Source organism: Rhizobium sophoriradicis (assembly GCF_003939025.1).
Classification (GTDB): Bacteria; Pseudomonadota; Alphaproteobacteria; order Rhizobiales; family Rhizobiaceae; genus Rhizobium; species Rhizobium sophoriradicis.
Map to the genome: position 1 here is coordinate 141,455 of NZ_RQIH01000015.1, position 22,674 is coordinate 164,128.

24 protein-coding genes are annotated in these 22,674 nt (G+C 61.4%); 4 read left to right on the forward strand and 20 right to left on the reverse strand.

The genetic code is table 11. The features are described from left to right. Positions 1 to 281 precede the first annotated feature (281 nt). Both EFR00_RS24580 and EFR00_RS24585 read left to right on the forward strand, forming a co-directional pair. Positions 282 to 944, forward strand: a complete 663-nt coding sequence (locus tag EFR00_RS24580; protein WP_077989803.1) for a ZinT family metal-binding protein — start codon at positions 282 to 284, stop codon at positions 942 to 944. A gap of 184 nt (positions 945 to 1,128) precedes the next feature. Next, positions 1,129 to 1,617, forward strand: coding sequence for a cupin domain-containing protein (locus EFR00_RS24585; RefSeq protein ID WP_040112109.1), 489 nt, complete (start codon positions 1,129 to 1,131; stop codon positions 1,615 to 1,617). Positions 1,618 to 1,753: 136 nt separating this feature from the next. Here EFR00_RS24585 and EFR00_RS24590 read toward each other — a convergent pair whose 3' ends face one another. From EFR00_RS24590 to EFR00_RS24635, 10 genes are all read right to left on the reverse strand, one after another. Then, positions 1,754 to 2,479: an amino acid ABC transporter ATP-binding protein gene (locus tag EFR00_RS24590; RefSeq protein ID WP_077989802.1), complete on the reverse strand. Its 726-nt coding sequence runs from the start codon at positions 2,477 to 2,479 to the stop codon at positions 1,754 to 1,756. Then, positions 2,457 to 3,116 (reverse strand): amino acid ABC transporter permease, encoded by a 660-nt coding sequence (locus EFR00_RS24595; RefSeq protein WP_077989801.1) that lies wholly within the window; start codon positions 3,114 to 3,116, stop codon positions 2,457 to 2,459. Before EFR00_RS24595 ends, EFR00_RS24590 begins: the two co-directional genes overlap by 23 nt. Further along, on the reverse strand, positions 3,113 to 3,784 hold the full coding sequence (locus EFR00_RS24600; protein WP_040141668.1) for an amino acid ABC transporter permease: 672 nt from the start codon (positions 3,782 to 3,784) through the stop codon (positions 3,113 to 3,115). The genes EFR00_RS24595 and EFR00_RS24600 overlap by 4 nt, the downstream gene beginning before the upstream one ends. Before the next feature lie 76 nt (positions 3,785 to 3,860). Beyond that, positions 3,861 to 4,646 (reverse strand): transporter substrate-binding domain-containing protein, encoded by a 786-nt coding sequence (locus EFR00_RS24605; RefSeq protein ID WP_077989800.1) that lies wholly within the window; start codon positions 4,644 to 4,646, stop codon positions 3,861 to 3,863. Between the two features lie 4 nt (positions 4,647 to 4,650). Next, on the reverse strand, positions 4,651 to 5,400 hold the full coding sequence (locus tag EFR00_RS24610; protein ID WP_077989799.1) for a GntR family transcriptional regulator: 750 nt from the start codon (positions 5,398 to 5,400) through the stop codon (positions 4,651 to 4,653). Positions 5,401 to 5,613: 213 nt separating this feature from the next. Beyond that, entirely contained in the window at positions 5,614 to 6,384 is a 771-nt protein-coding gene (locus EFR00_RS24615; RefSeq protein WP_040112115.1) for an amino acid ABC transporter ATP-binding protein, read from the reverse strand. A gap of 12 nt (positions 6,385 to 6,396) precedes the next feature. Beyond that, positions 6,397 to 7,056, reverse strand: coding sequence for an amino acid ABC transporter permease (locus tag EFR00_RS24620; RefSeq protein ID WP_077989798.1), 660 nt, complete (start codon positions 7,054 to 7,056; stop codon positions 6,397 to 6,399). Positions 7,057 to 7,061: 5 nt separating this feature from the next. Beyond that, a complete protein-coding gene (locus EFR00_RS24625) occupies positions 7,062 to 7,724 on the reverse strand; it encodes an amino acid ABC transporter permease (protein ID WP_077989797.1) in 663 nt (220 codons plus the stop codon). 166 nt (positions 7,725 to 7,890) lie between these two features. Further along, on the reverse strand, positions 7,891 to 8,730 hold the full coding sequence (locus EFR00_RS24630; protein ID WP_009991027.1) for a transporter substrate-binding protein: 840 nt from the start codon (positions 8,728 to 8,730) through the stop codon (positions 7,891 to 7,893). Positions 8,731 to 9,137: 407 nt separating this feature from the next. Next, a complete protein-coding gene (locus tag EFR00_RS24635; RefSeq protein ID WP_077989796.1) occupies positions 9,138 to 9,785 on the reverse strand; it encodes a TetR/AcrR family transcriptional regulator in 648 nt (215 codons plus the stop codon). Positions 9,786 to 10,375: 590 nt separating this feature from the next. Between EFR00_RS24635 and EFR00_RS24640 the strand changes: the two genes are divergently transcribed. Beyond that, positions 10,376 to 12,193 (forward strand): methyl-accepting chemotaxis protein, encoded by a 1,818-nt coding sequence (locus EFR00_RS24640; protein ID WP_077989885.1) that lies wholly within the window; start codon positions 10,376 to 10,378, stop codon positions 12,191 to 12,193. 45 nt (positions 12,194 to 12,238) lie between these two features. Here EFR00_RS24640 and doeB read toward each other — a convergent pair whose 3' ends face one another. From doeB to ehuR, 10 genes are all read right to left on the reverse strand, one after another. Next, entirely contained in the window at positions 12,239 to 13,246 is a 1,008-nt protein-coding gene (gene doeB / locus EFR00_RS24645; RefSeq protein ID WP_077989795.1) for a N(2)-acetyl-L-2,4-diaminobutanoate deacetylase DoeB, read from the reverse strand. Between the two features lie 7 nt (positions 13,247 to 13,253). After that, positions 13,254 to 14,435: an ectoine hydrolase DoeA gene (gene doeA, locus EFR00_RS24650; RefSeq protein ID WP_077989794.1), complete on the reverse strand. Its 1,182-nt coding sequence runs from the start codon at positions 14,433 to 14,435 to the stop codon at positions 13,254 to 13,256. A 32-nt stretch (positions 14,436 to 14,467) separates the two neighbouring features. Continuing rightward, positions 14,468 to 15,460, reverse strand: coding sequence for an ectoine utilization protein EutC (eutC, locus tag EFR00_RS24655; RefSeq protein ID WP_077989793.1), 993 nt, complete (start codon positions 15,458 to 15,460; stop codon positions 14,468 to 14,470). Further along, positions 15,457 to 16,458, reverse strand: a complete 1,002-nt coding sequence (gene eutB, locus EFR00_RS24660; protein ID WP_077989792.1) for a hydroxyectoine utilization dehydratase EutB — start codon at positions 16,456 to 16,458, stop codon at positions 15,457 to 15,459. The genes eutC and eutB overlap by 4 nt, the downstream gene beginning before the upstream one ends. 4 nt (positions 16,459 to 16,462) lie before the next feature. Then, positions 16,463 to 17,239 carry an ectoine utilization protein EutA gene (gene eutA, locus EFR00_RS24665; RefSeq protein ID WP_077989791.1) on the reverse strand — a complete coding sequence of 259 codons (777 nt, stop codon included), beginning with the start codon at positions 17,237 to 17,239 and terminating at the stop codon, positions 16,463 to 16,465. A gap of 1 nt (position 17,240) precedes the next feature. Further along, complete coding sequence (ehuD, locus tag EFR00_RS24670) at positions 17,241 to 17,900, reverse strand: ectoine/hydroxyectoine ABC transporter permease subunit EhuD (protein WP_077989790.1); 660 nt, start codon at positions 17,898 to 17,900, stop codon at positions 17,241 to 17,243. 4 nt (positions 17,901 to 17,904) lie between these two features. Next, entirely contained in the window at positions 17,905 to 18,564 is a 660-nt protein-coding gene (gene ehuC, locus EFR00_RS24675; protein ID WP_077989789.1) for an ectoine/hydroxyectoine ABC transporter permease subunit EhuC, read from the reverse strand. 77 nt (positions 18,565 to 18,641) lie between these two features. Beyond that, on the reverse strand, positions 18,642 to 19,490 hold the full coding sequence (gene ehuB, locus EFR00_RS24680; protein WP_077989788.1) for an ectoine/hydroxyectoine ABC transporter substrate-binding protein EhuB: 849 nt from the start codon (positions 19,488 to 19,490) through the stop codon (positions 18,642 to 18,644). 59 nt (positions 19,491 to 19,549) lie between these two features. Next, a complete protein-coding gene (gene ehuA / locus EFR00_RS24685; RefSeq protein WP_077989787.1) occupies positions 19,550 to 20,335 on the reverse strand; it encodes an ectoine/hydroxyectoine ABC transporter ATP-binding protein EhuA in 786 nt (261 codons plus the stop codon). A 121-nt stretch (positions 20,336 to 20,456) separates the two neighbouring features. After that, the gene (gene ehuR / locus EFR00_RS24690) at positions 20,457 to 21,842 is read right to left on the reverse strand and encodes a MocR-like ectoine utilization transcription factor EhuR (RefSeq protein WP_077989884.1); all 1,386 of its coding nucleotides are present in this window, start codon (positions 21,840 to 21,842) and stop codon (positions 20,457 to 20,459) included. 101 nt (positions 21,843 to 21,943) lie between these two features. Here ehuR and EFR00_RS24695 point away from each other — a divergent pair, with 101 nt between their 5' ends. Then, positions 21,944 to 22,435, forward strand: coding sequence for an Lrp/AsnC family transcriptional regulator (locus EFR00_RS24695; RefSeq protein ID WP_077989786.1), 492 nt, complete (start codon positions 21,944 to 21,946; stop codon positions 22,433 to 22,435). Positions 22,436 to 22,674 lie beyond the last annotated feature (239 nt).

Consider the following 22,674-nt stretch of genomic DNA (forward strand, 5'->3'; position numbering starts at 1 on the left):
TCGTCAGGGGCGGCCGGCCGAGCACGTGCTCACCGACCGCGCCAATGACGCAAGCACGAACCCGGATTTCGGCGCCGTTGCGGGTTTGAACCGGAGCTTTTGCAGCGATCGGCCCTCCTGGATTGACTTGCCTGCATGCGTTGGAATGGTGATCACCAAGCGAAGCGCATCCACCGTTCCCACCTTGCGCTTGCAGCCGAAGCACGCTACTTGGAATCTGTAATGTTATTACATGACAGGTAAGGCGCGAGCCGTGCCGGCCAATCGAAAGGTTTCAGTGAATGAACAAGGCGATCACAACACTCAGCTACGCTCTGGCTGTATCCGCAACATTGACTTTTGCGGGAACGGCTGGCGCCCAGACATCTTCCGGAAACAATCACGGCCACAGCCATTCCCACGAGAAGAAGGGGTCAGTGCATGATGGGTATTTCGATGACGATCAGGTAAAGGCGCGTGAACTGTCGGATTGGGAAGGCGACTGGCAGTCGGTCTACCCCTATCTAGGTGACGGGACCTTGGATCCTGTAATGGCCGACAAGGCGAAACATGGCGACAAGAGCGCCGGGGACTATCGTGCCTACTATGACGCAGGATACAAGACCGACGTCGACCGGATCGTCATCAACGGAAAGAAGGTTACGTTTTTCCGCGGCAAGGACTCCGTGACCGGAGACTATGAGACGGATGGGCACGAAATCCTCACCTACAAGAAGGGTAATCGAGGGGTTCGTTTCGTCTTCAGGAAAAGCGCCGGTGATGAGGCCGCACCACGCTTCATTCAGTTCAGCGACCACATCGTCGCCCCCGAGAAGGCCGACCACTACCATCTTTACTGGGGTAATGACCGCGCCGCGCTGTTGAATGAGGTAACCAACTGGCCGACCTACTACCCCGCGAATCTGAATGGCAAGCAGATCGTCGAGGAGATGCTGGCCCACTGACCCGCCGGGGCAACCGCACGTGGCCAAATCGGGCGCTGAGCGCCCTCTCAAGCACGGAGCATCCGGCGGTCTCCCGCCGAGTCTCCTCCCCGAAGCTGCGGCGCGTCGAGGAACCTTTGTCAAACACCAAAGTTGGGGTTTCAAAGCCTCAAGCACCAGTGACTTCGGCGAAGAGAGATTCAACATGCACGTCGAAACGACAATTTTCGAGCCGAGCGACTGGGTCCCGAACAACCAGCGCCTTCCTGTATTGCTTTACAAGGGGCTTGTTGACGACGACGGACCTTGCGATTTCGAAGAGCGCTTCGCGGCAAGCGGTTGGACAGGCATCTGGACAAACGGTGTCTTCGATTATCAGCACTACCATGCCGGCGCACATGAGGCGCTCGGAGTGTCACGGGGTAGTGCCACCCTTCTGATTGGCGGTCCCGACGGTCAAGCCATAAAGGTCGAGGCGGGGGACTGTTTTGTGCTTCCGGCCGGGACAGGGCACCAAAATCTCGGCTGCACGTCGGACTTCCAGGTCGTCGGCGCTTATCCCAAGGGACAGCATGCCGACATTCAGACTTCGGCTGCATCGAGCGACATGTTGGCAAAAATCGCGTCCGTACCCCTCCCCCACAGCGATCCCGTTCAAGGTCCGTCGGGATTTCTCACCAAAAAATGGCGGTAGCTGTTCGCCACCCAATCGCGGGCCACCATGACGACTCCAGCATGTCACCCGGAAGTGTGCGGCGGTTCCGGGACAACGACATGCATAAACAAAGAGCTAAAGCGCGTCGCATGAATCAAATTTGATGCGACGCGCTTTAGCCGACACCGAGAAACTGCCTGAGCTCGGCAGTGTGAGGATTGGCGAAGACATCCTCCGGGCGGCCTGCTTCGTGAATCCTACCCTGATGCATGAAGACGACGCGGCTGCAGACGTCGCGAGCGAACTTCATCTCATGGGTGACCATCAGCAGCGTCATTCCCTCGGCGGCAAGCTCCCGCACCACGGCCAGAACTTCGGCGACCAGTTCCGGATCGAGCGCCGAGGTAATCTCGTCGCAGAGAAGCGCGGTCGGCTGCATGGCGAGCGCGCGGGCGATGGCAACACGCTGCTGCTGGCCGCCCGAGAGCTCATCCGGATAGGCATCGAACTTCTGAGCCAGCCCCACCCGCTCCAGCATCTTGCGGGCGGTCGCTTCTGCCTCGGCCTTCGGGGTCTTCTTGACCACGGTCTGCGACAGCATGACATTGCCGCCGGCGGTCAGATGCGGAAAAAGGTTGAACTGCTGAAAGATCATGCCGACCTTGAGGCGCAGTGCCTTCAGATGGACTTCGTCGTCGAGAAGCTGCGCGCCGGCCAGGGAGATGGAGCCGTCGGTAATGGTCTCCAGGCCATTGATGCAGCGAAGCAGCGTCGATTTGCCCGAACCGCTCTTGCCGATGATGGCAATGACCTCGCCAGGTTCCACATTGAGGTTGATGCCCTTCAGCACCTCGTTGGTCCCGTAGCTTTTCCGGACGTCAGTGATTTCGATGAGCGACATTGAGTTTTCTCTCCAGGATCTGGCTGCTTTTTGACAAGGGCCAGCAAAGGGCAAAATAGATGAGCGCGACGAGCCCATAGACGGTGAAGGGCTGGAAAGTGGCGTTGGTGACCACGGTGCCGGCTTTCGACAATTCGACGAAGCCGATGATCGAGGTCAGCGCCGTTCCCTTGACGATCTGGACGGAAAAGCCGACCGTGGGCGGTATGGCGATCCTCAGCGCCTGCGGAAGGATGACGTGGCGCATCTGCTGCAGACGGCCCATGCCGAGGCTGGCCGAGGCTTCCCATTGCCCCCTCGCGACCGCTTCGACGCAGCCTCGCCAGATTTCGGTGAGGAAGGCGGCACTCCATAAGATCAGCGCCAATCCCGCCGCAAGCCAGGCCGGCACGTCTATCCCGAAGAGACCGAGACCGAAAAAGGCGATGAACAGCTGCATCAGCAGCGGCGTGCCCTGGAAGAGCTCTATGTAGTATTTCGCGAATGCCCTGGCGGCCTTGCGCCTGCTGATGCGCAGGAATAGCAGACACAGCCCAGCCAGACCCCCGCCAAGGAACGAGACCAGGGAAAGAAGGATCGTCCAGCGGGTGGCAAGCAGCAGGTTGCGCAGGATATCCCAGAGTGTGAACGTAATCATCGTGCTGTTCTCCTCGGGAAAATGAACCCGCCGATCAGACCCAGCACCTGCCGGAGCAGGATCGCCAGCACGAGATAGATGGCGGTCGAGACGATATAGGCCTCGAAGGCCCGGAAGGTTCGCGATTGTATGAAATTCGCCGCGAAGGTCAGATCCTCGGCGGCGATCTGCGACACGACCGCCGAGCCGAGCATGACGATGACCACTTGCGACGACAGCGCCGGCCAGATGCGCTGCAGCGAGGGCACGAGAACCACATGCCGGAAGGTCTCGAAACGAGTCATGGCAAGGCTCTCGCCCGCCTCGAACTGGCCTTTCGGCGTGGCCTGGATGCCGGCACGGATAATCTCGCAGCTGTAGGCGCCGAGGTTGACGATCATCGCGAGATTGGCGGCCGTCAATTCAGAGAGCTGGATGCCAAGCGACGGCAGACCGAAAAAGATGAAGAAAAGCTGGATCAGGAACGGCGTGTTGCGGATCAGTTCGACATAGGCCGCGACGACCGGCTTCAGCCAGGCCGGGCCGAGCGCCCGTACCCAGGCGCAGATGATGCCGAGAGAAATGCCGAGCACGCCGCCGACCGCGATAAGCTCCAGGGTGATCAGTATGCCCTTGATGATCTCAGGGTAATATTGAAGCAGCCAGCTGAATTCGAAATGGTAGCTCAAGGAATGTCCCCTCTTGCGGTGACGGAGCGCATGTCATCCAGCCTGGCGCGGGAGACATGCGCAAGATCCTGGTTCCTTACAGATCGGCCGGTAGATCGGCGCCGAGCCACTTCTGCGATATCGCGTTCAGCGAGCCGTCGGTCTTGGCGGCGGCGATAATGCCGTTCACCTTTTCCAGGAGGGCGGACTGTTCCTTGTTGAGGCCAATGTAGCAGGGTGAGTTCTTGATCAGGAATTTCAGCTCAGGACGCTTCGGAGGATTCTTGGCGAGGATCGCAGCCGCCACGACATTGCCGGTGGCAATGATCTCGACCTGACCAGACAGGAAGGCCGAGATGGTGCCGTTATTGTCCTCGTAACGCTTGATCGTCGCATCGGCCGGCGCGATCTTCGTCAGTTCGAGATCCTCAACGGCGCCGCGCGTGACGCCGATGCTCTTGCCTGCGAGATCTTCCGTCTTGGCGACCGCAAGATCGGCGGGTCCGAACACACCGTTGAAGAAGGGAGCGTAGGCAACAGAGAAATCGATCACCTTTTCGCGCTCTGCATTCTTGCCAAGGCTTGATATGACCAGATCGACCTTGTTCGTCTGCAGATACGGGACGCGGTTGGCGCTCGTCACCGGCACGAGCTCGGTTTTCACGCCCAGCTTTTCGGCAATGAGATTGGCGACGTCGATATCGTAGCCCATCGGCGCCATATCGGTGCCGACGCTGCCGAAGGGCGGGAAATCCTGGGGGACCGCGACACGCAGCGTACCGCGCGCCGAAATGTCGGCAAGAGCATCGGCGTGGGACGGCGAGTTGAAGCTGAAGGTCGCGGCCAGGGTCGCGATCGCGAAGAAGACTCGTCTTGTCAGCATGTGTTCATTGCTCCTTTGAGGTGGTGGTTTTTGGGTCCGATTGTTGGAAGGCGGATAAAGCGGTCTTGGGCGGAAGCGACAGGGAATTGCGCAGATCCGAAAGTGGATCCGGGCGCGCCGTGAGGTCGAGGCCCATTTCAACTTCATCAAGATGTTCGACGGAGAGCGCCGCAGCTCTGACGAAATCGCCCGCCCGCATGGCCTCGAAAATGCGGCAGTGCCCCTCGTGAGACTGCGCCGCATGAGATTCGGATTGATAAAGCATCGAAATGAGGATCGTCCGGGCGGTCAGGTCACGCAGGATATCGACGATGATGGCATTGCCGCTCAATTCCGCGATGCGGATATGGAAATCGCCCATCAAATAGGTCAGCCGCTGGCGGTCGCCCGCTGCCATCGCATTTCGTTCATCGGCGAGATGCGCGTCGAGGGCCTTGCTGCCCTCGTCCGTCAGCACGCGCATGCCGCGCAGCAATCCGGCCTCGACGACACGCCGTGCCTCATAGACCGCGATCGCATCTTCAGCGGACGGCTCGACGACAAACCAGCCCCGCCTTGGGCTGACATGCACGATGCCGCGTGTCTCCAGGCGCATCATCGCTTCACGGACGCGGGTGCGGGACACGCCGAAGAGTGCCGCCAGCTGATTTTCGCCAAGGCGCGTACCTGGCCTGATCTTGGCAGAGAGGATGCCGGATACGATCGTTTCCTCGATCGACTTCTGCGTGGTCTCCGATGTGTGACTATCTTGCATACAAGACAGAAAGCAAAGCGCATGCCAAAATCTTGCGCTCTCAGGATTTCAGCATGTCTCGGATGCTTTGCGGAGAATTTGCCTGCCGGGAATGCAGACTGAACGTAATTTAGGCGAGCGGCCCCCTTTCCCGACATCGACCTCTCGATCTCCGGTCGCCTGGCAGCGACGCCGGCGCCCGAAGTCGCGAACTCCGCAGGCTTTCGCCCCTTCTTAGCTGAAGCTCGAGGTCTTGAGGAATTCCGCGAGCCGTTCGGTCTTCGGGCGCACGAACATTTCCTTGGGATCGCCCTCCTCGCAGATGACGCCCTGGTTCATGAAGATGACACGCGATGAAACTTCGTAGGCAAAGCGCATCTCGTGGGTGACGAGCAGCATGGTCATGCCGTCGGCAGCAAGCCCCTTGATCACCTGCAGCACCTCGCCCACCAGTTCCGGGTCGAGCGCCGAGGTCACCTCGTCGAACAGCATCAGCCGCGGCGACATGGCGATGGCGCGGGCGATCGCGACGCGCTGCTGTTGGCCGCCGGAGAGCTGACCGGGATAATGGTTGGCGCGGGCGGAAAGGCCGACACGGTCGAGCCATTTTTCCGCAATAGCGCGGGCCTCCGGCTTCGTCATCTTCTTCACCTTGACGAGGCCGAGCATGACGTTTTCGGCGGCGCTCATATGCGGAAAGAGATTGAACTGCTGAAAAGCCATGCCGGTCAGCGCGCGCTGGCGGGCAATCTCCTTCTCGCTCTTGCGCCGCCGCGTCGCGCCTTCGACGCGATAGCCGATCTCTTCGCCGTCGAGGCTGATCGTGCCGCCCTGGAATTCCTCGAGCATGTTGACGCAGCGCAACAAGGTGGTCTTGCCGGAGCCGGACGAACCGATGATCGAGATGACCTCGCCTTCCCGGACGGCGCAGTCAACGCCTTTGAGAACTTCGTGGATGCCGTAAGTCTTGCGCAGACCCTTGATGTCGAGAATGGTCTTGGCCATCGGAAACTCTCCTCAGGACGGCAGGGCGGTCTTGCGCTCGACATATTTGCCGAAGTGCTCGATACCGTAATTGACGATGAAATAGAGACCACCGGCCAAAAAATAGAACTGGAGGCTCATGAAATTGCGGGAAATGATCTCTTGCGTGCGCAGCAGAAGCTCGGCGACGCCGATAACCGAGAGCAGCGTCGAAGCCTTCACCATTTCGGCGGCCGTGTTCACCCAGGCCGGCAGGCACTGGCGCAAGGCCTGCGGCCACAGCACCGAGGTGAAAGTCTGGGTAAAGGTCAGGCCGATCGCTTTGGCGGCTTCGGTTTGCCCCTTCGGGATTGCCTGAAGCGCGCCGCGCACGATCTCGCCAACATGGGAAGAGCAGAAGATGGCAAGGGCGAGCACCCCGGCGGAGAACGGCCCGAGATCGAGACCGACTGCAGCAGAGACGTAATAGCTTGCCAGCACGAGCACGAGCACCGGCGTGCCGCGAATGATATCCGTATAAGCGCGCACGATAAGGCGTAAAATCATGCCGCCATAGACGAGCGCCAGGCCGACGAAAACGCCGAGGACGGAGCCCGCGAGAATGGCCAGCAGAGAAATCGACACCGTCATGGCCACGCCGTTCAGGATGACGTAGCGGGCGATCCAGAGTTGTTCGAAAAATGTGTGAGACATCGGGACTATCTCGGCAGGGCCAGACGGCGCTCGACGAGGCGCATCAAGGCGGCGATGAGGAAACAGGTGGCGACATAGAGGGCTGATGTCACCATCCAGGTTTCGATGACGCGGAAGCTCTCGACATTGATCTTGCGGGCGGCAAAGGTCAGTTCGGGCACGGCGATTGCGGCGGCGAGCGAAGTGTCCTTGAAGAGCGAGATGATCGTCGAGGAGAGCGACGGCAGCACGTTGCGCAGCATCAGCGGAGCGATGACCGAACTGCGGATCTGCATTCCCGTCAGGCCTATCGCAAGGCCGGCTTCCGTCAATCCTTTCGGTATCGACAGCAGTCCGGCGCGGAACACCTCGGCCAGATAGGCGCCGGAATAGAGGGAGAGAACCAGCACAAAGCTTTTGTACTTGTCTAAGCGCAAACCCATCTGCGGCAGCGCGAAAAAGGCGAAAAGCACCAGGACGAGAATGGGCAGGTTGCGAATGACGGTGACATAGACGCGCGCCGGCACGAGCGCAAAGCGGTTCTTCGACGTCAGCGCGAAAGCCACGAAGAGACCGATGGCAGCGCCGATCAGGATCGAGATCACTGCAAGGCCAAGGCTGAGGGCAAGTCCGCTTAGAAGAAAGTCGAAATTGCGCCAGACGGCAGCGAAATTCAGCGTGTAACCCATGCGGGCCCTTTCAGATCAGAGCATGCCGTTGAACGTACGAGCGGGCCGGACGACGTCATGCTCCAACCATTCGATTCGAAAACAGGATTCAGATCTTTGCCCGACCTGAACCAATATCATTCTGTTCCAGCGGAGCGGGATTGCGCTCCCGCTCCCCGCATCCGGGTTACTTGAATTCGACCGGAAACCCGATCTGCGGTGGCGTCAGATCCTTGCCGAACCAGGTCTTGAACGACTTGGCGTAAAAATCGAATTCGACGCCGGTCATCGCTTCGTGGAGAGCGGTGTTGACGAAGTTCAGCCAGTCCTGATCGCCACGTTTGACGGCGCAGGCATAGGTCTGGGGATTCCAGCCGTAGCCGGCGTCCTTGTAGCGGCCGGGGTTCTGCGTCATGTACCAGGCGAGCGAAGACTGGTCCGTGGCGGCGGCGTCGGCCCGACCGGACTCCAGCGCCTGATAGATCAGGTCGACGGATTCGTACTGATCGACGGTCGCCTCCGGCAATGCCGCATGCACCATAGCCTCGGCATAGACGTTCTGCAGAACCGAGATGGTGACCGAGGAACCTGCCGTCTTCAGGGCGGCATAGTCGGAATATTTTCCGTCCGCCTTGAGCATCAGGCCGACACCTTCGCGATAATAAGGAATGGTGAAGGCAACCTGCTGGGCGCGTTCGCCGGTCACGGTCATGAACTGGCAGGTGATGTCCACCTTGTCGGTGGTGATGTTCGGAATGCGGGCGTCCGAGGACTGGTTGACATATTCGATCTTCTCCGGATCGCCGAACAGGGCCTTGGCGATAATACGGCCCATGTCGACATCGAAGCCCTGAAGCTTGTCGTCCGCGCTCTTGAAGTGCCAGGGCGCGTTGGTGCTGCCCGTGCCGAGGACGAGGTGGCCGCGGGCCAGCACTTCATCAAGCTTGCTGCCCTCGGCCAGCACAGGCGTGGACAACAAAGCGACGGCGACCAGCGATATCACACCGGCGCGAAAGGAAATGGTCATGGCGTTCCCCTTATGGATAGCTTCTATTATTCCAGTATAATGGACGAATGTCTGTTTTACTGGAATAGCCTATCAAGTGCCATCAGGGCTGAATTGTCAATGGGTCATGCCGAAAAAACGCGCAGGAGTGCGCGTGGTGATTTTTTTGGCAGTGCAGCATTTTTCCTACGCTCCGGGCGGACTATTGGCAGCGTTCTGAGCGTTTCGGTTTGCCAAAGTTAATCTAAGCAAAATGCGCGGCGATCTTGGCGCGGATGCGGAATGCAAAGAGGTCGCCCAAGCGCCTTCTGGAGAACTCTCCTATAAAAAGGGTTCCCGGTCAGTCCTGGGGCGCGGCTGCCGTTGGACTGAGTTGTACGGGAATATCGTCGCCGGGAAGCCAGGAGTCAGAAATGTCTCTCGTTCGCTCAGGCGGCGCCAATGCCGGCGGCAAAAATCGCAATTGAGCGGCGAAGATGGGCAAGCAGGGCCGCCCGATCGGGCCAGGCCTGAGCACGGCCCTCCGGCGGTCCCATGCCTCCGAAAATCATGTCCATCAGCATCCGGGCTCCGCTCACCGGATCGTCCAGGGTGAGCCGGCCTTCGGCCCGGCGATCGCTCAGCCAGTCGGCCAGTTCCTGTCGGCTGGCAAGGATGCCTTCCCGTTGCAGGATTTCGACCAGCTCGGGGAATTGCGCGGCTTCACGGAAGACGAGCTGCAGGAAACCGGCGCGGTCCGCATCTCTGTCCTCGTCCATGTCGAGCATGAAGATCCGTTCGAGGCTTTCGGCGATCGAACAATCTTCGGCAGGCCGCGGCAAATCAAGCATCAGGCGCCGGTGCGCAGCGACGACGGCGGCGAACAGCTCTTCCTTGCTCTCAAACAGGCGGTAGAGCGTCTGTTTGGAAACGCCCGCTTCGGAGGCGACGACCGCGGTCGTGCTTCCGGCATATCCATATTTCACAAAAACCCGGCGGGCGACTTCGACGATCTGCACCCGCTTGTCTTCGTCGGTGGAGACTTTCGGCCGGCCTCGTCTGCGCGGCTCGCCTGCGGGCTCATCCATAGCTTTCATAAATGTCTAAGCCGCCCTGCCGAAGTGCATGCCGATGACCTGAGACAACCCAGTACGATTTCTGAAGACTGATTGTGAGGTTGTAGCATTAGCAATTTCGATTTGTAGAACTCGTTCCTGTAATGCGTTGCTCCTACCCCTTAGCGATGGAGCGCTTGTGACGACCATTTTTGCTGCAACATCACTCTCTTCCTATTCTATAGTAGGAGCTAGACGTCCGCATCCGAGGACATCCCTTCGTGTAATACGGTTTCAGAAAATAAATCAACCACAACCCAGCAGTTCGCCGAACACGCCTCCAGCAGCGCCGTCAAACTTATGTCGCAGATGATGGAATTGTCGACGAACCGCTTCTCGGATCAACCCGGAGTATAACCCGCCCCCTCCACCATGAAAGTGGCGGGGTGATGGCTCGATACCCAATATAGCAAGATCGACCCAATTTTGGTCACTTGACAGCTCGCAAATAGCTTTTCCGGGCCCCTGAGATCCAAAAGTATTAACTATATCGCAGCGTTCTTGCGGAATAATGATCTACGTAAATCAGGCGTCTCGAAGAAGAGACGCCGCAAAGTTATTTGGAGACGATCTTGGCATTTACTATTGCCCGCAGTTTGGTGGCCTTCGGCGTTGCTGTTTCGACCGGCCTTCTCGTATCGATCGGGTTGCAGCAATCGGCGCTCGAACGGCTGAAGGTCAACGGGCCGGTTTACGAGCAGGTGGTTTACGGCAAGGATCTGATCGCCGATATTCTGCCGCCGCCGCTGTTCGTGGTCGAATCCTACATGCTCTCTTTCGAAGCCAGTAAATTTCCCGAACTGACCGAGACCAATCTTGCCAAAATCGCAAATCTCAAGGCCGCCTACGACGACCGGCGCGCCTATTGGAAATCGACGCGGCTGCCGCAGGCCTTGAAGGACGAGCTCGAGAACGATGTGCTTGCCAAGGGCGATGTCTTCTGGGAGGTGATGAACCGAGCGACCATCCCAGCCCTGAACACCAAGGACGAAGACAAGGCGCATGGTGCGATCGAGCAATTGCGCATCGCCTTCCATGCACATCAGGATGCGGTCGAGAAGCTCGTCGCAAGTTCCGACGCTTTCCTGAAGGGCGAAGAGAGCAATGCAGCCTCGGAGATTGTCACGTGGACGATCTATGCCGGCGCCGCAGGCTTCGGCTCATTGGCCCTGCTCCTGGTTGGGCTTTATCTTCTGCGCCGCCGGGCCATCGTGCCGCTCGATGGCATGAAGGCCTATATGGGCAACCTCGCCGAAGGCGATTTTTCGACCGAGGTTCCCTATTCCGACCGCTCCGACGAGATCGGCGCCATGTCCAAGGCGGTGGCGGTGTTCCGCCGCAACGCGCTGGAGCGGCAGGACGCACAGAAGCGCGAAACGGCGCTGCGCGATGCCGAATTCGAACGTGAACGCAGCCAGATGGCCGAAAAGGCGGCCGAGGAACAGACACGCGAGACGGTCATCGATCAGCTGACTTACGGCCTGGACCAGCTGTCGCACGGCAATCTCGATTGCCGGATCACCACCGCCTTCGCCCCTGCCTACGAAATGTTGCGGGCGAAGTTCAACGACAGCATGAATGCGCTTGGCGCCTCGATGGCTGAGATCGCCCACACTTCCAGACAGGTGGGCAGTTCTTCCGCCGGCATCACGGATGCCGCCGACAGCCTTGCATCACGCACCGATCAGCAGGCGGCGATGCTCGAAGAGGCGACCGCCACGCTCGGTGTAATGAACGCTAAGGCCAAGGACGCTTCGAACCATGCCGGCAGGGCGACCGGCATGATGGCCGAGACTCGCAACAGCGCCGAACATTCGGCCGCCGTGGTTCGCGAAGCGATCGCCGCAATGCAAAAGATCGAAGGCTCGTCCGCCCAGATCGGCGAGATCGTCAACGTCATCGACGAGATCGCCTTCCAGACCAACCTCTTAGCGCTCAATGCCGGTGTCGAGGCTGCCCGCGCCGGCGAAGCCGGCAAGGGTTTCGCCGTCGTGGCGCAGGAAGTGCGTGAGCTCGCTCTCCGCTCGGCCAACGCCGCCAAGGAGATCAGATCTTTGATTTCCACGTCGTCGTCGCAGGTTTCCACCGGCGTGGAGCTCGTCAACCGCACCGGCAAGGCACTTATGGAAATCGAAGGCCAGGTCGAGCAGGTCGCCGGCCTGATTGCCCGCATCGTTTCGGTATCTTCCGAGCAGGCCGTGGCGATCGGGGAAATCAACGCCTCCGTCAATGCACTCGATGAGGTCACGCAGCGCAACGCCGCCATGGCTGCGGAAACCGTCTCGGCCTGCCGCGCGCTCGGCGGCCAGACGCAGACGCTGGAAGGCGTTGTCAGCCGATTCCAGATCGATGCGGCAGCTGCCGGGTCGAGATCGCCGAAAGCGGCTTGACGTGATCGACCGGCGAAACGCATCTCGCCGCGCCTGCCCGTCATCTCAGCTCGTCACGATCGCCATCACCGCAACGCAGTCGCCTGGTTTGACGAGCCCCGGAAAATGCCGGGCGCAGAGAATACCGTCCATGGCGGCGTGGATCTCGCGCGGCGCCTCACCCGTCCGCCCGGTCGGATAGATGCGAGCGATGACCGCACCCTCGGTGACGACGTCACCGAGATCGATGACGGCTTCGATCAATCCACCCTCCTCCGCGAAGGAGAAACAGCGGCCATCCGGCATGTCCAGCCAGGTCGTCGGACCGGTATCGACGGCGCCGGCGACGATCCCCGCATGTCGCAGCACGTTTATCACGCCGCGTTTGGCGATCGCCGCACTCTTGGCGGTCGCGGTGCCGCCGCCGCCGAGTTCGGTGGTGATGAAGATCTTGCCCATTTCCTCGGCCGCCGTGTCGTACATGCCGACCGCATCGATCTCCAGCATCTTCATCGAATAGGGTGCGGCAAACGCCGTGACGAAGTCGAAGGCTTTTTGCTCTTGCTGCTTGTTGGGCAGAATGTGCGCGGCGCAGAAGGGCAGAAAATCGAGCGTCTTGCCGCCGGAATGGAAGTCGAGGACGATATCCGCCATCGGCAGAAGCACACGGCTGAAATAGTCGGCGATCTTCTCGGTCACCGCGCCGTCCGGCCGGCCGGGGAAACTGCGGTTCATGTTGCCCCTGTCGATCGGCGACGTCCTGGTGCCCGCCAGGAATGCCGGATAATTCATCGCCGGCACGATGATGACGGCGCCGCTCACCTCCTCAGGCTTCAGCGAGCGGGCGAGATCGAAGAGCGCGATCGGTCCCTCATACTCGTCGCCGTGGTTGCCGCCGGTCAGAAGCGCCGTCGGCCCCTTGCCGTTCCTGACGACCGTTATCGGGATCATCACCGATCCCCAGGCGGAATCGTCGCGGCTGTAGGGCAGCCTGAGGAAACCGTGCTGGACGCCCTCGGCGGCGAAATCCACCGTCGCGCTGATCGGCGACGGCCGCAAACGGGTCTCTGTCATGACAGCCTCAATCCTTGACCATCAGCTTGCGCGGCACGTTGGCGAGGCACTCGACACCGCTGTCGGTGATGAGGATGCTTTCCGTCGTCTCGAACCCCATGTCGTCGAGCCAGAGGCCGGTCATGAAATGGAAGGTCATGCCGGGCTTCAATTCCGTCCGGTCGCCCGGCCGCAGGCTCATGGTGCGCTCGCCCCAGTCCGGCGGATAGGAAAGGCCGATCGGGTAACCCGTGCGGTTGTCCTTGACGATGCCGTATTTCTTCAAGACCGCGAAGAAGGCGTTGGCGATATCCTCGCAGGTGTTGCCGGGCTTGGCGACCGCAAGACCGGCTGCCATGCCTTCCAGCGTCGCTTTTTCGGCATCGAGAAACGCCTGCGTCGGCTTGCCGAGGAAGACGGTGCGCGACAGCGGCAGGTGATAGCGATTGTAGCAGCCAGCGATTTCGAAAAAGGTACCCTCGCCCTTCTTCAACGGCCGGTCGTCCCAGGTCAGATGCGGTGCCGATGCTTCGACGCCGGACGGCAGCAGCGGCACGATCGCCGGATAGTCGCCGCCGATGCCGTCGACGCCGCGAGTGCCGGCGTCATAGATTTCCGCCACCAGATCGCACTTGCGCATGCCGACCTCGATCTTGTCGAAGATGCGGGCATGCATCGCTTCGACGATGCGGGCGGCATTGCGCATGTACTGAATCTCGGTCTCGCTCTTGACCGCGCGCTGCCAGTTGACCAGCGCAGTCGCATCGACGAAGCGCGCATTCGGCAGGTGCTTTTGCAGCGCGGCGAAAGCGGCGGCCGAAAACCAGTAATTGTCCATCTCGACGCCGATCGTCAGCTTGCCGAAGCCGCGTTCCGTCAGGATGCCGGAGAGATAGTCCATCGGATGGCGCTCGGTCGACTGCACGTAATGATCGGGGTAACCGACGATATTGTCGTGGCCGAGATACGCGGTGAGCTTGGCGCCGTTGGCGTCCTGGCCGCGGCCGAACCAGATCGGCTCGCCCTGCGGCGGCACGATCACCGCCTGGTGCACGTAGAACGACCAGCCGTCATAGCCGGTCAGCCAGGCCATGTTCGAGGGGTCGCTGACAATAAGCAGATCGACGCCCTTCGCCTCCATGGCACGCCGTGTCTTTTCCAGGCGCTCGGCATATTCCCCGAGCGAGAACTTCAGATGGGGCTGGGTCATATCTCTTCCCTTCTTTCCCGGCGCCGCGCCGGTCAGCTTTCGAATGTGGTGCCGGCATTTGCCGCGCCGGCGCGGGCAAAGGCGAGTGTGGCGATGGCAGTGTCCTGGATGCCGGTTCCCGTGAGGTCGGCGATGGTGATCTGGTCGCTACTCGTCCTGCCCGACATCCGCCCGACGACGATCAGGCCGAGGTCGGCGAAATCGGCATCCCTTTCGACGAGGCCCGCTTCGATCGCATGGTGAAGCTCACCCAGCCGGCGCGTCTGCTTCAGGCTGTCGGCGACATAGAGGCCGGCGCCGGCGATGGCCGCGGGATCGATCTCGTTCTTGTGCTCGGCATCCGATCCCATGGCCGTCAGATGCTGCCCGGGTTCGAGCCAGCCGGCGTCGATGATCGGTTTTTCCGCCGGCGTGGTGGTCACGACGATATCGGCACCGGACATTGCTTGCCGCGGGTCGGATATCGCCTTGACGGGAAAGCCGAGCCTAGCCGCCAGTTCCGCAGCCACGCCCTTAGCCTTGGCCGCATCCCGCGCCCATATCCTGGCGTCACGGATCGGCCGCACCAGCGTCAGCGCTTCCAGCTGCAGCCGCGCCTGCATGCCGGCGCCGAAGATCGCCGCCACGCTGGAATTTTGCCGCGACAGATATTTTGCCGCGACGGCGCCGGCCGCGGCGGTGCGCACGTCGGTGAGATAGCCGTTGTCGAGGAGCAGCGCCTGCACCAGTCCGGTCCGGCTCGACAGCAGCACCATCATGCCGTTGGTGCTCGGCAGGCCGATCTTCGGATTGTCGAAGAAACCGGGGCTGATCTTGATCGCGAAACCCTCGATGCCGGGGATGTAGGCGGTCTTCACATCGACCTCACCCCGATACTCGGGAATGTCGAGCCGCAGGATCGGCGGCATGGCGACCGCCTTCGTCGCAAGTGCCGCGAAGGCCTGCTCGACGCAAGCGACCGCGTCGGCATCGAGCCCGACGATCTCTCGCAATTCCGCTTCCGTCAGAATGATCATGCGGCTCATGGGTTATCCTCCGCGAACGCCGCACCCTCGCCGTTGATCACGCGGCGGTGCTGTTCCATATCGACATTCCGTCCCGAAAGGATCGCAACGACCGGGCCGCCGGAGCGGATCTTTCCGGCCAGCAGTGCTGCTATGCCGACTGCGCCCGCCCCCTCGATAATCTCGCCCTCGCCGGCATAAGCATGGCGCATGCCGGCGGCGATCTCCGTCTCCGTCAGCAGGACGACGCCGTCGAGAAGTTCGCGGCACATGGCGAAGGTCACGCGATTGTCGAGGCCGATGCCGCCGCCGAGCGAGTCGGCAAGGCTCCTCACCTCCTCGACCTGCACCGGCCGTCCGGCATCGAGGCTCGCCTTCATCGCCGCGCCCCGTTCCATCGTCAGGCCGATCACCTTCGTCTTGGGATTGACGCCCTTGACCGCGGCGGCGACGCCCGCCGCAAGGCCGCCGCCCGAAAGCGGCACCAGCACCGTTGCCGCCTCAGGCAAGGCGTCGATGATTTCGAGCCCCAGCGTCCCCTGCCCGGCGACGACGTCAGGATGGTCGAAAGGCGGGATCATCACCAGCCCCTCCTCTCGCACCAACCGGTCGACTTCCTGCTGCGCCTCGTCCTGTGATCGGCCGACGATGCGCACATCGGCGCCGAGACGGCGGATTTCCGCAACCTTGTTCTCCGGCACCAGCCGCGACATGCAGATCGTCGCGACCGCGCCTTGCGCCTTCGCTGCATGGGCAAGCGCCCGGCCGTGATTTCCGGTCGAAGCGGCGACGACGCCGCGCGCTCGCTCTGCCGGTGACAATGACAGCACCGCATTGGTCGCCCCGCGCAGCTTGAAGCTGCCCGTCGTCTGATGATGTTCAAGTTTCAGCCAGACCGGAGCGCCGGCAATCTCGGCAAGCGATGCCGACAGCACCATCGGTGTTTCGACGACCCGGCCGGCGATCCGCCGCGTTGCTGCGCGAATATCCTCCAGCGAAACCGGCAAGGCGCTCACCATGATCTCAGCCTTCCCCATAGGGCATGGTCATCAGCCGGCCGAGCTCGGGCCGCGCCCGATCATCGCCGCAAAGCCTGAGGCAGGCCCAGGCGGTTGCGAGATTGCTAGTCACCACCGGATTGCCGGTTTCCATTTCGATGCGGGCGGCGACCTGTGCGGCGCGCAGGGCCGTGCAGGAGATGAACAGTGCGTCGGACTGCGGCGCCAGCGCCTCACGCGCGAAGGCCGCGATCTCATCCGGCGCGATCCGGGCCATCTCGCGGTCGTCGCTCAGGCCGAGGCAGGTGAAGCGGTCGATCGCAAAGCCGAGATCCGTGAAATACTCCGCCATCGGCCGGCTGGTCTCGATCGTATAAGGCGTCAGCACCGAAATCCGGCGGGCGCCGAGCGCCTTCAGGCCCTTCACCGCCGCCGCCGTCGGCGTCACCACCGAAACACCCGGCTTGGCCGCATGGATCGCCGACTCGATATTGTGGTCGCCGATGACGACCGAGGCTGAGGTGCAGGAATACATGATCGCATCCAGCGCCTCATCCGGCAGGATCAGCCCGGCGGCTTCCGTCAGCGACGGCTGCATCTTCAAGAGGTTTTCCGGTGTCACCGGATTGGCATAATGGATGCGGCTGACATAGACGCCGATGCTGTCGCCGGCGACCATACGCTGGAAGTCGACTTCGGTTGTGTGGTCGGTCGCCAGGATGACGAGGCCGATGCGCTTTTCGAGCGGCCGGTCGTCCAGCCGTGGCCGCCGGCCGGCGGGTATGATTTCGATCCTTGTCATCTCAGTCATCCATCCTGGCGTAACGCTCCTCGAGCCAGCGCAATCCGAGAACCGAGATCAGGCTGATGACGAGGAAAAAGACGCCGACCAACGTCATCGGCTCGATATAGCGGTAGTTGCTGTTGGCGATGCTCTTTGCCTGGTTCATCAGTTCGAGCACGGTGATCGCCGAAAGCAGCGGCGTTTCCTTGAACATGGCGATGAAATAATTGGCGAGTGCCGGGATCATCGGTGGGATCGCCTGCGGCAAGATCACGTGGATCCAAGCCTGGCGCGTCGTCAGATTGGTCGCCTTGGCCGCTTCCCATTGTCCGCGCGAAACGTTCTCGATGCCGGCGCGATAGACCTCCGCGGTATAGGTCGCATAGTGAATGCCGATGCCGATGACGCCGGCAGTGAGCGGCGACAGCCGGATGCCGATATCGGGCAGCACGTAGAAGATGAAGTAGAGCTGTACCAGCAGCGGTGTGCCGCGAATGAATTCCGAGACGAAGCCGACCGTCCGGGAAATGACGGCGACCGGGGATCGCCGCGCGATGGCAAGCCCCAGCCCGGCGACCATGGCGACCGCAGCGCCGAGGATGGTGGCAAGAATAGTGATCTTGAACCCTTCGAGAAGGGTCGGCATGATCTGCCAGACGAACTCCCAATCCCATTCCATATGATCAGGTCCTCATGCCGTCGAGGCCGCGTGTCATCCGCCGCTCCAGCAGGCGCATCGCCGCCGAGATGGCGGAGGCCATGAGGAAATAGAGGATGAGGATCGCCGCAAAAGGCACCAGCGTATTGCCGGTCTGCGCCCGCACCACCTGCGCCTGAAAGGTCATGTCCGTCAGCGAGATCAACGACACGACGGCCGTGCCCTTCAAGAGCTCGATCGCATTGTTGCAGAAGGTCGGCAGCATCAGCGGCAGCGCCTGCGGCAGGATGACGTGGCGCATGCGCTGGTAGCGCGACAGGTTGAGCGCGATGCAGGCCTCCGACTGTTCGCGCCCGACGGCCTTGACGGCGCCCCGCACCACCTCCGCGCCATAAGCGCCGACATTCAGTCCGAGAGCCAGCACGCCGGCCTGCAGCGGCGTCAGCGTCAGACCGGCAAAAGGCAGGACGAAATAGACCCAGAAGAGCTGGACGAAGATCGAGGTGCCGCGAAAGAATTCGATATAGGCGGTCGCCAGAGCCCGGACGGCAAAGAAGCGCGACAGGCGGCCGAGGCCGGCCACGAAGGCCATGACGAGCGCCAGTGCCGATCCCATGACCGTCAGTTCGAGCGTCACCAGGGCGCCCTGAAGGATCAGTGTCAGATAGCCGGACCATACCGACATCGGCAACTCACTTCTCTGGAGATCGTGCGGGGCGGACCGGCCATGGCAGGGTGCATGGCCGGTGTGCTCACATCAGGTTACTTGGCTGCGGCGCAGAGCTTTTCGCGGCTCGTCGACATCGCCGCCTTGGCCGAGAAGCCGTAGGGCTCGATGATCTTGGCGAATTCGCCCGATTCCTTCAGCTTCTTCAGCTCGACGTCGAAGGCGTCGCGCAGCGCGACGTCCTGCTTGCGGAAAGCGGCGCCGTCGCAATAGACCGGTGCATTGACGACGGGGGCGACGGTTTCGAGGTTCGGATCCTTCGCCTTCGCCATCAGATCGTGGATCGACAGGACCGGCAGCGAATAGACGTCGATGCGGCCGTCCTGCAGCATCTTGATGCCGCTCTGCCCATCCGGAACCACGATCACGCGGTCACGCGGCACGCCGGCTTCCAGCGCCAGCTTCTCTTCCGTGCCGCCGCCCGGCGCGCCGATCTTGGCATCCGGATTGTCGGCGATATCCTTGTAGCTCGTCAGCTTCATCGGATTGCCCTTCTTGAGAGCGAAGGCTTCGGCATCGCAGAGGATCGGTTCGGAATAGGCAACGGCGCTGCAACGTTCCGGCTTCATGAACAGGCCGGCGGTGATCGCGTCGTGGCGGCCGGCCTGCAGGCCGGGGATCATCGCGCCGTATTCCGAGATTGAGGCGACCACTTCCTTGACGCCGAGCTTTTCGAAGATCACGCGCGCCACGTCGGGGGCGGCGCCAGAAACCTTGCCGTCGGCGCCGACGGCCGTGAATGGCGGCTCGTTGGCGATGGCGATGCGGGCAAAACCCTGTTCCTTCAGCTGTTCGAGCTTGTCATCGGCGGCGGATACCGGAGCGGCCGCCGTAACCAGAAGCACCGACAGGCTGACGGCGCTCAAAACATATCCTGCTTTCATCGTTCCCAACTCCTCTGGCTTTCTCTTTGCGTTTTGTTCTTTGCGGGCAATGTCTGAGATCAGACGCGGTGCCCTGCCGCGATGATCTTGCGCAGGAAGGTCTGCGTCCTTTCCTGCGTCGGATTGCGGAAGATGTCGCCGGGCCTGCCTTCCTCGACGATCCTGCCGCGGTCGAAAAACAGCACGCGGTCGGCAAAGTCGTGGGCAAAGCCCATTTCGTGGGTGACGAGAAGCATCGTCATATCGGTCTCGGAGGCGAGCTTCCGCATGACGTTCAGCACCTCCTCGACCAATTCCGGGTCGAGTGCCGAGGTCACCTCGTCGAACAGCATGATCTTCGGCGACAGCGCTAAGGCCCGGGCGATGGCGACGCGCTGCTTCTGCCCGCCGGAAAGCTGCGCCGGCACACTTTTGGCCTTGTCGGCAAGACCGACCATATCGAGAAGCTCCATCGCCCGCTTCTCCGCGTGCGGCCGCTTGATGCCCTTGGTCAGCATCGGCGCCAGCGTCACGTTGTCGAGGACGCATTTATGCGGGAACAGGTTGAAGTGCTGGAAGACCATGCCGATCTTTTCCCGCATGCGATGCAGGTGCCGCTCATCGGCCGCCACCAGTCCGCTGCCACCAGGCATGTGGTAGAGCTGCTCGCCGTCGACCTCGATATGGCCGCCGCTGATCGTCTCCAGCGTCATCAGGATGCGCAGGATCGTCGTCTTGCCGGAGCCGGACGGCCCGATCAGCGCCAGTTTCTCGCCCGGCATGACATTCATCGACAGGCCGTCGAGCACGGTCAGCGGGCCGTATCTCTTGACGATGTTGTCAATGCGGATGATGGGCGCGGGCATTCATGTCTCTCCTTGTTGAGACAAGCAATGACCTAACGATGACGGCCCACGAAAATCATGTCAATTGTAAAATAATATCATGACAATTATTCTGCGCCTGCCGGCAAATGCGGCGGCAGCGTCAAATCGCAAGCAGCAGTTCCTCCGGATTTCCCTGCGCCAGCGAGGCAACGATCCCGAGTCCTGTCCGCAGCTCGCCTTCCGTCGTCGAGCCGAGCGAGATGCGCACCGCCGGCCGCCAGCCGTGATCGGTGGTGTGGAAGGATTTGCCCGGCGCGATCGCCACGCCGCGCAGCCTTGCCTGCGACACGAAACCATCCTCCGTATGGCTGCCGGACAGCGGCAGCCATATATGCAGGCTTTGCGGGTGCGTTCGATAGGACAGGCCGGCCAGCATCTCCGCCGCGATCGCGTGGCGTCCGACAAGGGCGCGGCGCTGCCAGTTGACGAGTTCCATCGCCGTGCCGTCGCTGACCCAGCGGGTGGCGATCTCGGCCATGGCAGGCGTCGCCATCCAGCTCGAGACGAGATGCCGGTTGGCGACGGCGGCGACATAGCGGTCGGGCGCGACGAGATAGCCGATCCTGAGGCCGGGAACGGTGATCTTGGTGAAGCTCGTGACGTAGAGCGTGCGCTCCGGCGCGAAGGCTGCCATCGGCGGCGCCCGGTCCTCGATCATCGGCCCGAGAATGTCGTTTTCGATGATCGCTATATCATGCTTGGCGGCGACGGCGGCAAGCGCCTGCCGGCGCTCGGCGCTCATCAGCGCCGCCATCGGATTGATCACCGAGGGCTGCAGGAAAATTGCCCGGATCGGCCCGGTCCGGCAGGCCTCGTCCAGCGCTTCGGGGATCATGCCTTCCTCGTCGATCGCCAACCCTTCGAGGTGCAGGCCGAGATAGCCGCAGAGCGGTACCAGCGTATGGTGGCTGACCGCTTCGGTCGCAATCGTCGAGCCGGGCGGCGCGACGCTCATCAGCGCCACCGTCATGCCGGAGGTCGCGCCATTCGTCAGGCTGATGTTGAGCGGCGACGCGTCGAGTCCGCAGCGCGCCAGCCATTCGGTGGCAACAACGCGGTGACGCGGAAACACCATATTCGGCCGGAACGACAGGGCCGAGCTGGAAGGCAGGTTTTCGGAAAGCCAGCCGAAGGCCTGGCGCATTTTCTCCAGATGGATCTGCTCGCAGACCGGCTTCAGGATCGACAGATCGATCACCTCGCCCAGCCGTTCCGGCAGATAGGGCGGCTCCGGCTCAGGCGGCCGCGTCTGCACGAAACTGCCGCGGCCGATTTCGCCTGAGATCAGCCCCCGGCGGCTGAGCTCGTCATAGGCGCGGCTGACCGTCTGCACGGAAAGATGCAGATCATCCGCCAGCTTGCGATGCGGCGGCAATTGCACCCCGTCGGAGAGCTTGCCGTCGGTGATCGCGTTGGCGATCTGCTCGGCCAGCGAAAGATAGGCCGGCCGGCGGAGTTGCGAGGGATCGGGGCGCCAATTTGTCATGATTTCAACAGTGCTGAAAATCAGTTCAATTGACAATGCCAAAATGCGCTTTCATTGTCTTTTCGCTGCGTTTGAAATGATTTCGTTCTGAAGAAAGCACCATGAAGCTCGACGCCATCGACCTGCGCATTCTCGACGCCGTCCAGCGCGACGGCCGCATCACCAAGCTGGCGCTGGCCGAAAAAGCCGGACTGTCGCCGACGCCTTGCTGGATGCGGCTGCGCAAGCTCGAAAAGGCCGGTGTTATCACCGGCTACCACGCCCGCCTCGCCCCGCGGCGCATCGCGCCGGTTGCCAGCGTGATGATGGAGGTGACGCTCGCCAATCATCGCCAGGCCGATTTCGAGCGCTTCGAACGTACCATTGCCGCAATCCCCGAGGTCGTCGCCTGCTGGTCGGTGGGTGGCGGCGTCGATTACATTCTGAAGATCATGACGGCCAATATCGACGCCTACCAGCGACTGGTCGATGGGCTTCTCGACCGCGAACTCGGCATCGACCGCTACTTCACCTATATCGTCACCAAGACGGTGAAGGAGGAAACAGTCGTTCCGGTCTCTTCCTTCGCCGGCGATGAGGAAGGCGCTTCCTAGAACAGGATTCAAATTTTAGGCTGACCCGGTCTAAAATCTGAATCCTGTTCTAAGTTAAAGAGTTAGAGCATGATGTCGTCCGAAAACCGCTCACATTTTTCGGCATCATGCTCTAGGCGGTGTGGACTCTTGGGATTCCCAAGGCTGAGCAAATCAGATTCAAGACTGTCTTTTGGAGGCAGTCATGGGTGTTTTGGATCGTCTGATCCTTCGGGACGAGCAGTGGGAGCGGATATCGC

Coding starts and splice junctions, on each gene's coding strand:
- EFR00_RS24580 (WP_077989803.1), top strand. CDS start 282: ATGAACAAGGCGATCACAACACTCAGCTACGCTCTGGCTGTATCCGCA.
- EFR00_RS24585 (WP_040112109.1), top strand. CDS start 1,129: ATGCACGTCGAAACGACAATTTTCGAGCCGAGCGACTGGGTCCCGAAC.
- EFR00_RS24590 (WP_077989802.1), bottom strand. CDS start 2,479: ATGTCGCTCATCGAAATCACTGACGTCCGGAAAAGCTACGGGACCAAC.
- EFR00_RS24595 (WP_077989801.1), bottom strand. CDS start 3,116: ATGATTACGTTCACACTCTGGGATATCCTGCGCAACCTGCTGCTTGCC.
- EFR00_RS24605 (WP_077989800.1), bottom strand. CDS start 4,646: ATGCTGACAAGACGAGTCTTCTTCGCGATCGCGACCCTGGCCGCGACC.
- EFR00_RS24610 (WP_077989799.1), bottom strand. CDS start 5,400: ATGCAAGATAGTCACACATCGGAGACCACGCAGAAGTCGATCGAGGAA.
- EFR00_RS24615 (WP_040112115.1), bottom strand. CDS start 6,384: ATGGCCAAGACCATTCTCGACATCAAGGGTCTGCGCAAGACTTACGGC.
- EFR00_RS24620 (WP_077989798.1), bottom strand. CDS start 7,056: ATGTCTCACACATTTTTCGAACAACTCTGGATCGCCCGCTACGTCATC.
- EFR00_RS24625 (WP_077989797.1), bottom strand. CDS start 7,724: ATGGGTTACACGCTGAATTTCGCTGCCGTCTGGCGCAATTTCGACTTT.
- EFR00_RS24630 (WP_009991027.1), bottom strand. CDS start 8,730: ATGACCATTTCCTTTCGCGCCGGTGTGATATCGCTGGTCGCCGTCGCT.
- EFR00_RS24635 (WP_077989796.1), bottom strand. CDS start 9,785: ATGAAAGCTATGGATGAGCCCGCAGGCGAGCCGCGCAGACGAGGCCGG.
- doeB (WP_077989795.1), bottom strand. CDS start 13,246: ATGACAGAGACCCGTTTGCGGCCGTCGCCGATCAGCGCGACGGTGGAT.
- doeA (WP_077989794.1), bottom strand. CDS start 14,435: ATGACCCAGCCCCATCTGAAGTTCTCGCTCGGGGAATATGCCGAGCGC.
- eutC (WP_077989793.1), bottom strand. CDS start 15,460: ATGAGCCGCATGATCATTCTGACGGAAGCGGAATTGCGAGAGATCGTC.
- eutB (WP_077989792.1), bottom strand. CDS start 16,458: ATGGTGAGCGCCTTGCCGGTTTCGCTGGAGGATATTCGCGCAGCAACG.
- eutA (WP_077989791.1), bottom strand. CDS start 17,239: ATGACAAGGATCGAAATCATACCCGCCGGCCGGCGGCCACGGCTGGAC.
- ehuD (WP_077989790.1), bottom strand. CDS start 17,900: ATGGAATGGGATTGGGAGTTCGTCTGGCAGATCATGCCGACCCTTCTC.
- ehuC (WP_077989789.1), bottom strand. CDS start 18,564: ATGTCGGTATGGTCCGGCTATCTGACACTGATCCTTCAGGGCGCCCTG.
- ehuB (WP_077989788.1), bottom strand. CDS start 19,490: ATGAAAGCAGGATATGTTTTGAGCGCCGTCAGCCTGTCGGTGCTTCTG.
- ehuA (WP_077989787.1), bottom strand. CDS start 20,335: ATGCCCGCGCCCATCATCCGCATTGACAACATCGTCAAGAGATACGGC.
- ehuR (WP_077989884.1), bottom strand. CDS start 21,842: ATGACAAATTGGCGCCCCGATCCCTCGCAACTCCGCCGGCCGGCCTAT.
- EFR00_RS24695 (WP_077989786.1), top strand. CDS start 21,944: ATGAAGCTCGACGCCATCGACCTGCGCATTCTCGACGCCGTCCAGCGC.